8 protein-coding genes are annotated in these 7,634 nt (G+C 62.3%); 6 read left to right on the top strand and 2 right to left on the bottom strand.

The genetic code is table 11. The annotated features are described in order from the left end of the window. The 3 genes from LQ215_RS24445 to metK all read left to right on the top strand — a co-directional run. Positions 1 to 192: hypothetical protein (locus tag LQ215_RS24445; RefSeq protein ID WP_230152948.1), on the top strand; the 192-nt coding region annotated here is incomplete at its 5' end. A 31-nt stretch (positions 193 to 223) separates the two neighbouring features. Further along, the gene (locus LQ215_RS24440) at positions 224 to 1,219 is read left to right on the top strand and encodes an ArsR/SmtB family transcription factor (RefSeq protein WP_230152947.1); all 996 of its coding nucleotides are present in this window, start codon (positions 224 to 226) and stop codon (positions 1,217 to 1,219) included. A 19-nt stretch (positions 1,220 to 1,238) separates the two neighbouring features. Next, positions 1,239 to 2,429 (top strand): methionine adenosyltransferase, encoded by a 1,191-nt coding sequence (gene metK, locus LQ215_RS24435; protein WP_013694443.1) that lies wholly within the window; start codon positions 1,239 to 1,241, stop codon positions 2,427 to 2,429. A 256-nt stretch (positions 2,430 to 2,685) separates the two neighbouring features. On the opposite strand, the gene LQ215_RS24430 is transcribed toward metK, so the two are convergent. Further along, complete coding sequence (locus LQ215_RS24430) at positions 2,686 to 3,306, bottom strand: LysE family translocator (protein ID WP_230152946.1); 621 nt, start codon at positions 3,304 to 3,306, stop codon at positions 2,686 to 2,688. 207 nt (positions 3,307 to 3,513) lie between these two features. On the opposite strand from LQ215_RS24430, the gene ligB reads away from it, so the two are divergent. Beyond that, on the top strand, positions 3,514 to 5,187 hold the full coding sequence (ligB, locus tag LQ215_RS24425; protein ID WP_230152945.1) for an NAD-dependent DNA ligase LigB: 1,674 nt from the start codon (positions 3,514 to 3,516) through the stop codon (positions 5,185 to 5,187). Between the two features lie 90 nt (positions 5,188 to 5,277). Then, positions 5,278 to 5,673 (top strand): DUF1090 domain-containing protein, encoded by a 396-nt coding sequence (locus LQ215_RS24420; protein ID WP_230152944.1) that lies wholly within the window; start codon positions 5,278 to 5,280, stop codon positions 5,671 to 5,673. Between the two features lie 82 nt (positions 5,674 to 5,755). Here LQ215_RS24420 and LQ215_RS24415 read toward each other — a convergent pair whose 3' ends face one another. After that, positions 5,756 to 6,205, bottom strand: coding sequence for a c-type cytochrome (locus LQ215_RS24415; RefSeq protein WP_230152943.1), 450 nt, complete (start codon positions 6,203 to 6,205; stop codon positions 5,756 to 5,758). A gap of 125 nt (positions 6,206 to 6,330) precedes the next feature. Here LQ215_RS24415 and mltA point away from each other — a divergent pair, with 125 nt between their 5' ends. Beyond that, positions 6,331 to 7,518, top strand: coding sequence for a murein transglycosylase A (mltA, locus tag LQ215_RS24410; protein WP_230152942.1), 1,188 nt, complete (start codon positions 6,331 to 6,333; stop codon positions 7,516 to 7,518). The last annotated feature ends 116 nt before the right edge of the window (positions 7,519 to 7,634 follow it).

Below are 7,634 nucleotides of genomic sequence, written 5' to 3'. Positions count from 1 at the left end.
TCACCCACCCGCCCCGGGGCAATGACAGATAGTCATCCTTGGGCGTTTTTCCGGTGGATAAAGGCGCATTCGCCAGGTGAAACCTTTCCGCTGATGGCTTGTAGAGTCAAGCACGGGTTGGGAAGTGCCATTTATCAACCAATATCAAAACTTTTTGATATTGAACTTGCGGGGTTCCAGTCCCGTCACTAGACTGCCCCACTATGAAACCGACTGCCGCACTATGAACTTACCTGCGCCTTCCATTCGCCATGACGACTGCGACGAACTGGCGGCCCTTTGCAAGGCCGGCGGCGATCCGTTGCGGCTCAATGTATTGCGCGCCCTGGCCAACGACTCGTTCGGCGTACTGGAACTGGCGCAGATCTTCGGCATCGGCCAGTCTGGCATGAGCCACCACCTCAAAGTCCTGGCCCAGGCCGACCTGGTGGCGACCCGCCGCGAAGGCAATGCCATTTTCTATCGCCGCGCCCTGCCCCACACCGACCTGTTGGGTGGCAAGCTGCACGCGGCGCTGCTGGACGAAGTGGACGCGCTGAACCTGCCGACCGACGTGCAGGCTCGCATCGCCCAGGTACACGGGCAACGGTCCGCCGCCAGCCAGGATTTTTTCGCACGGGTCGCCGAGAAATTTCGCGCCCAGCAAGACCTGATCGCGGGATTGCCGCAATACCGCGAAAGCGTCGTGGCGCTGCTCGACAAACTAAGCTTTGAAGCCACGGCCACGGCAATCGAAGTCGGCCCCGGCGATGGCGCCTTTCTGCCGGAGCTGGCGCGACGCTTCAGCCAGGTGACGGCGCTGGACAACAGCCCGGCCATGCTCGAACTGGCGCGCCAGGTATGTGAACGCGAAGCGTTGGCTAACGTCAGCCTGCAACTGGCCGATGCACTGGATGGCATGAGCGTGCAGGCCGACTGCGTGGTCTTGAACATGGTGCTGCATCATTTCGCCGCGCCGGCCGAGGCACTCCGGCATATGGCCGCCCTGCTGCAACCGGGCGGCAGCCTGCTGGTGACAGAGTTATGCAGCCACAACCAGAGCTGGGCCAGGGAGGCCTGCGGCGATCTCTGGCTCGGATTTGAACAGGACGACCTGGCCCGCTGGGCCACCGCTGCGGGCCTCGTGCCCGGGGAAAGCCTCTATGTAGGCTTACGTAATGGTTTCCAGATCCAGGTTCGCCACTTTCAGCGGCCCACTGGCGACACTCACCAACGGTAACTTGTAGGAAAACATCGAGATGAGCGAATACTCCCTTTTCACCTCCGAGTCCGTGTCTGAAGGGCATCCGGACAAAATCGCCGACCAGATTTCTGATGCGGTGCTGGACGCCATCATTGCTGAAGACAAGTTCGCCCGCGTGGCGTGCGAGACTCTGGTGAAAACGGGCGTGGCGATCATCGCCGGCGAAGTCACCACGTCGGCCTGGGTCGACCTGGAACAGATCGTCCGCGACGTGATCCTGGGCATTGGCTACAACAGCTCCGACGTCGGCTTCGACGGCGCGACCTGCGGCGTGATGAACATCATTGGCAAGCAGTCCCCCGACATCAACCAAGGCGTTGATCGGGCCAAACCTGAAGACCAGGGCGCCGGCGACCAGGGCCTGATGTTCGGCTACGCCAGCAACGAGACCGACGTGCTGATGCCGGCCCCGATCACCTTCTCGCACCAGTTGGTTCAACGCCAGGCCGAGGCCCGCAAATCCGGCCTGCTGCCTTGGTTGCGCCCGGACGCCAAGTCCCAGGTGACCTGCCGCTACGAAGGCGGCAAGGTGGTCGGTATCGACGCCGTCGTCCTGTCGACCCAGCACAACCCCGAAGTGTCCTACAAAGACCTGCGCGAAGGCGTGATGGAACTGATCGTCAAGCACGTGCTGCCTGCCGAATTGCTGTCCAAGGACACCCAGTTCCACATCAACCCGACTGGCCAGTTCATCATCGGTGGCCCGGTGGGCGACTGCGGCCTGACCGGTCGCAAGATCATCGTCGACAGCTACGGCGGCATGGCCCGTCACGGCGGCGGCGCGTTCTCCGGCAAGGACCCATCGAAGGTTGACCGTTCGGCGGCCTACGCCGGTCGCTATGTCGCCAAGAACATCGTCGCCGCCGGCCTGGCCGAGCGCTGCGAGATCCAGGTCTCCTACGCCATTGGCGTGGCCCAGCCTACGTCGATCTCGCTGAACACCTTCGGCACCGGCAAGATCGGCGACGACAAGATCATCAATTTGGTCCGTGAAGTGTTCGACCTGCGTCCATACGCCATCACCACCATGCTCGACCTGCTGCACCCGATGTACCAGGACACTGCAGCCTACGGCCACTTCGGTCGTACGCCGCAGACCAAGACCGTGGGTGACGATACCTTCACCACCTTCACCTGGGAAAAAACCGACCGCGCCGACTCTCTGCGCGCCGCTGCCGGCCTGTAATACCCGCGTGTAAAGAAAAAGCCCCTGGCGACTGGGTCGTCAGGGGCTTTTTCATGCCTTTGTGTTTTCATGCTTTTGTGGCGAGGGAGCTTGCTCCCGCTGGGTTCTGTAGGAGCTGCCGAAGGCTGCGATCTTTTGATCTTTCGCTTGAGACTCAAGTGTCTGGGGAAAGATCGCAGCCTCGTTGCACTCGACAGCTCCTACAACGCACCCCAGTGGGCGCAAGCTCCCTCGCCACAATGGACCTCCATCGAACTCAAGCCCGCCGTGCCACCAGCAAAAACGAAGCCGCACTGGCCAGCAGCCCCGCACACATCCGATTGAACAGGCGCTTGCCACTGGGCCGGGCGAACAGCCGTCGCGCGTAAATGCCCATGTAGCAATACAGGCCGATGGCGATGCACTCCAGTGCCAGGAACAAGCCTCCCAGCACGGCAAATTGTTGGGTGACGGTACCTGTACGGTCGACAAATTGCGGCAGGAACGCGGTAAACAACAGGATCGCCTTCGGATTGCCGATTGCCACCAGGAACTCCTGGCGCGCCAGGCCGGCCCGGCTCATCGACGTGACCGCGGCTTCGCTGCCGGCCTCAGGCTGGGCCCGCCACAATTGCACGGCCAGATAGAACAGGTAGCCGGCCCCGACGACCTTGATCCCCAGGAACAGCAACTCCGAGGTGTGCAGCACGGCGGTGAGCCCCACCGCTGCCAGGGCGATCATGATCGCAAACGCCAGCAACCGACCGATGCCGCCGCTGCACGCCCGGACGAAGCCATAACGCGAGGCGTTACTGATGGACAGCAGGTTGTTCGGCCCCGGCGCCATGTTCAGCGCAAAGCAGGCCGGGATGAAAACAGCGAGCGTCGACAGTTCCATCGGGAGCATTCCAGGCAGAGGCGAATCGAAAGCCCATTCTGCGCCGGTCGTTGATGAGGACAAGGCACAGTTGCGCGGCTAAATCACCGCGCACTGTACCGCCGCGATTTTGCCACCACGCCTCGCAAAATCCGGTAACGCTCCGGTCCTCGCAACTTCCGGCACGGTGGCTAGCCTTCAGGAACTCAACCAAGCAAGGATGCTTCGATGCCACCGTTTTTGTATGCACTCGCCTGTCTTGTCTTCATTACCATTCCTGCAATCGCCGCGCCCTGTCCCGACTGGCCGACTGAACGCGCCCGGGCCGAGATCGCCGCACTGCAACAGCAAATCGACACCTGGGACGACAGCTATCACCGCCTCGGCCAGTCGCGGGTGGCTGACGAGCTGTACGATCAGTCCCGCGCACAGTTGGGCCAATGGCGCGGTTGCTTCAACCTCGCGGCGCCCGACGATCCGCTGCGCTCAGCGGGCGGAAAGGTGCCGCACCCCATTGTTCATACCGGCCTGGAAAAACTGAAGGACGCCGACGCCGTGAGGGCCTGGCTGCATGGTCGAGAGGACGTCTGGGCCCAGCCGAAAGTCGACGGCGTGGCGGTAACCCTGGTTTATCGCAAGGGTCGCCTGCATCAGGCAATCAGCCGTGGCGATGGCGCCCAAGGAAATGACTGGACTATAAATGCCCGCAAGATCGGCGCCATCCCGCAACAACTGCGCCAGCCCGTAGACCTGGTCGTCCAGGGCGAGTTGTACTGGCGCCTGGAGACCCATGTCCAAGCCAGCAGCGGCAGCCTGAACGCCCGCGGAACCATGGCAGGCTTGATGGCACGCAGCAATCTGACGGTGCACGATGGGGTGTATATCGGACTGTTTGTCTGGGACTGGCCGCAAGGGCCGGACACCCTGCCCGAGCGAATGGCGGCGCTCAACGCATTGGGCTTCGCTGATACCCTTGACTACAACCAGCCAGTCCGGACATTGGCCGATGCCGAGCAATGGCGCGACCACTGGTACCGTGCGCCGCTGCCCTTCGCCAGCGACGGGATCGTCCTGCACCAGAGCCGCCGTCCACCCGCCGACCGCTGGCAGGCCAGGGCGCCGTTCTGGAGCGTGGCCTGGAAATATCCATATGCCCAAGCGCTGGCCGAAGTGCGCAAGGTGCACTTCAAGGTCGGTCGTACCGGGCGCATCACCCCCGTACTGGAGCTTGAACGCATCCGGCTCGACGACCGGTGGATTCGTCGGGTAAGTGTCAGTTCCCTCAGGCGTTGGGAGGAGATGGACATTCGCCCCGGCGACCGGGTCGCTATCAGCCTGGCCGGGCTGACCATCCCACGGCTCGACAGCGTCGTGCTGCGCAGCGTCGAGCGCCAGGACCTCAACGTCCCTGCGGAAACCGATTATCACTTCTTGAGTTGCTGGCAACCGACACCCGGCTGTGAAAGCCAGTTCCTCGCGCGACTGGGCTGGCTCAGCGGCAAACAAGGGCTTGCCCTGCCCCACGTCGGCCCCGGAACCTGGGAAAAGCTGCTGGCCGCCGGACGACTCGACGGATTGCTGGATTGGATGACCCTCGATGCCGCCGAGCTTGCTAACATTGCCGGCTTCGGCGAACACAGTAGCGCCCGCCTGCTTGCCAGCCTGCACAGCGCCCGGCAACGCCCTTTCGGGCAGTGGCTCAAGGCCCTTGGCCTGCCGCCCGCCGGTGAGGCCCGGCTGGAGGGGCCGTGGCAGGTGCTGGCCGAGCGCAGTACCGAACAATGGCAAGCCGAAGCCGGCATCGGACCGGGACGCGCCGCGCAACTGAGCGCATTTTTTCGCGACCCGCAGGTGCTGGCCTTGAGTGACGTATTACGCACTGCCGGGGTCGACGGTTTTTAATCCGGGCCCTGTGCGGTTGAACCCAAGGGGCAAGCATGCGTTCCAACAGCGCATCTGTACCGACCGCTCGCGATTTTTTACGGAGTTGCTATGAATTTCCTGTCCCCCGTTGCCCTGCTGGTCTTATGCAGTGCCATGGCCGCCCCCTTGATGGCGGACGAGCAAACCCCGGAGCTCACCGGTTGCGCGGCCAAGCGCCAGGGCATCATCAACCAGATCGAACTGGCCAAGTCCCGCGGCAACCCAGACCAGCAGGCAGGCCTGGAAACCGCTTTGAGTGAAGTCACCACCCATTGCACCGACGCATCCTTGCGCAAGGAGCGTGAAAACAAGGTGCTCGATGCCAAGCACGAGGTCAGTCGGCGTCAGGCCGACCTGGAAAAGGCCATGAAGAAAGGCGACGCCGAGCGAATCAACAAACGCAAGGACAAGCTGGCGGCCTCCCGCAAGGAATTGCAGGAAGCGGTGGATGAGCTGGACAAGTGAACATTGAAAGGATCGCAGGCTCCTACAGATTGAACGCGATCCCCTGTAGGAGCTGGCGAAGCCTGCGATCTTTCAAGACAAGTCAATGATCCCGAAACTCCTTATGACAGGCACTGCACGCATCCTCGACCTTCTGCACCGCCGGCCCCAGGTAACTGGCCTTGTAGGGTTGGACTTTGCTGGCGGTCACCAATTCACCGGTGGCGGCTTCAAGATTGCGGGCCAGCGCCTGGAAACGCGCCTGTTTTTGCCAGACTTCATCCCGGGCGCTGGTGTGGTCTTGCTCGCGCACTTGCGGGAAGTGTTTCCACGGTTCATGGGACAATTGATCCAGTTGCGCCGCGCCTTCGGCAAATCGTGCGCCATCGAACGGGACTCGGCCGCGCAACATGCCGCCCAACTCTTCGTTGGTCTTGAGCATCTGCTTGAAGATCGCCTTGCGCTGGCCAAGGGGAGAATTGGGATCGACGCCGCCACAGGCGGATAACATCAGGCAGGCCAGTACGGCCATGGAAAATCGTTTTACAAACATCTTGGCCTCAGGGCAGGAAACGGCGATTAGTATCCTCGGGGCATCGGTAAAGACCAATGGCCCTATCAACAATACGGGTTGTTCGAGCGCCTGACACCGTGCGAATGACTGCAAAGGAAATCTTCATGAACAGCCGCATCAAGACCTGGCACAAAGGCCTGGCATTGACCCTACCGCTGATCGCACTGTTGGCCGGTTGTAATCGCGGCGAAAAGGTCGAAGAGCCTCAGACCCACGCCCTCGCCACCTATGTCAGCGCACCGTGGGAGGCGTTGCCGTCGGTGTCCGATGCGGACCTGCTGGCCGGTTTCGGCTCCTGGCGCAGTGCCTGCATCCGGCTCAAGGCCGATGCGACCTGGGGCCCGACCTGCGCGGCAGCGGCCAATGTGCCGCAAACCGCACAGGATGTACGCAATTTCCTGAAACAGAACCTGGACGTCTATGGCCTGCGCTCGGGGGACAACAGCCCCAACGGCCTGATTACCGGCTACTACGAGCCGGTCTATCCCGGCAGCCTCACCCAGACCGCTACGGCGAATATCCCGGTCTACGGTGTGCCGGAGGACATGATCATCGTGTCGCTGGACAGCATTTACCCTGAGCTCAAGGGCAAACGCCTGCGAGGCCGCCTCGAAGGCCGAGTGCTCAAGCCATACGACGACGCGGCCACCATCGAAACCAATGGAGTGAAGGCGCCGGTCATCGCCTGGCTGACCGACCCCATGAACCTGCAATTCCTGCAGATCCAGGGTTCTGGGCGCATTCGACTCGCCGATGGCCGCCAACTGCGCATTGGCTATGCCGACCAGAACGGCCACCCTTACCGTCCTATCGGGCGCTGGCTGGTCGAGCAGGGTGAGCTGAAGAAAGAGGACGTGACCATGGGCACCATCAGTGCCTGGGCCAAGGCCAACCCGAACCGCATTCCTGAATTGCTGGGCAGCAACCCCAGCTACGTGTTCTTCAACCGTAACCCCGACAGCAACGAAGGTCCGCGAGGCTCGCTGAATGTCCCGCTGACCGCCGGCTACAGCGTGGCGGTGGATCGCAAGGTGATTCCGCTGGGCAGCCTGCTCTGGCTATCCACCACGCGCCCCGACGGCAGCACCTTGAACCGGCCCGTCGCCGCCCAGGACACTGGCGGTGCAATTGCCGGCGAAGTACGCGCGGACCTGTTCTGGGGCACGGGCGAGGCGGCCGGGCAACTGGCCGGGGACATGAAGCAACAGGGCCAGATCTGGATGCTCTGGCCCAAGGGCATGGCGTTGCCGCAAGTGCCGCAGGTGGCGAATGCGGTGACCGCCAATCCCTAGGGCCCCGATCGCGAGCAAGCTCGCTCCCACATTGGATCGGTTGTGTACACAAAATATGTATTCACCGAGATCAACTGTGGGAGCGAGCTTGCTCGCGAAGAGGCCAGCCAAAACGC

Source organism: Pseudomonas brassicacearum (assembly GCF_918698105.1).
In the GTDB taxonomy this organism is placed as follows: domain Bacteria; phylum Pseudomonadota; class Gammaproteobacteria; order Pseudomonadales; family Pseudomonadaceae; genus Aquipseudomonas; species Aquipseudomonas brassicacearum_F.
Note: the sequence above shows the minus strand (reverse complement) of the source record. Positions and strands in the feature narration are given on the sequence as shown.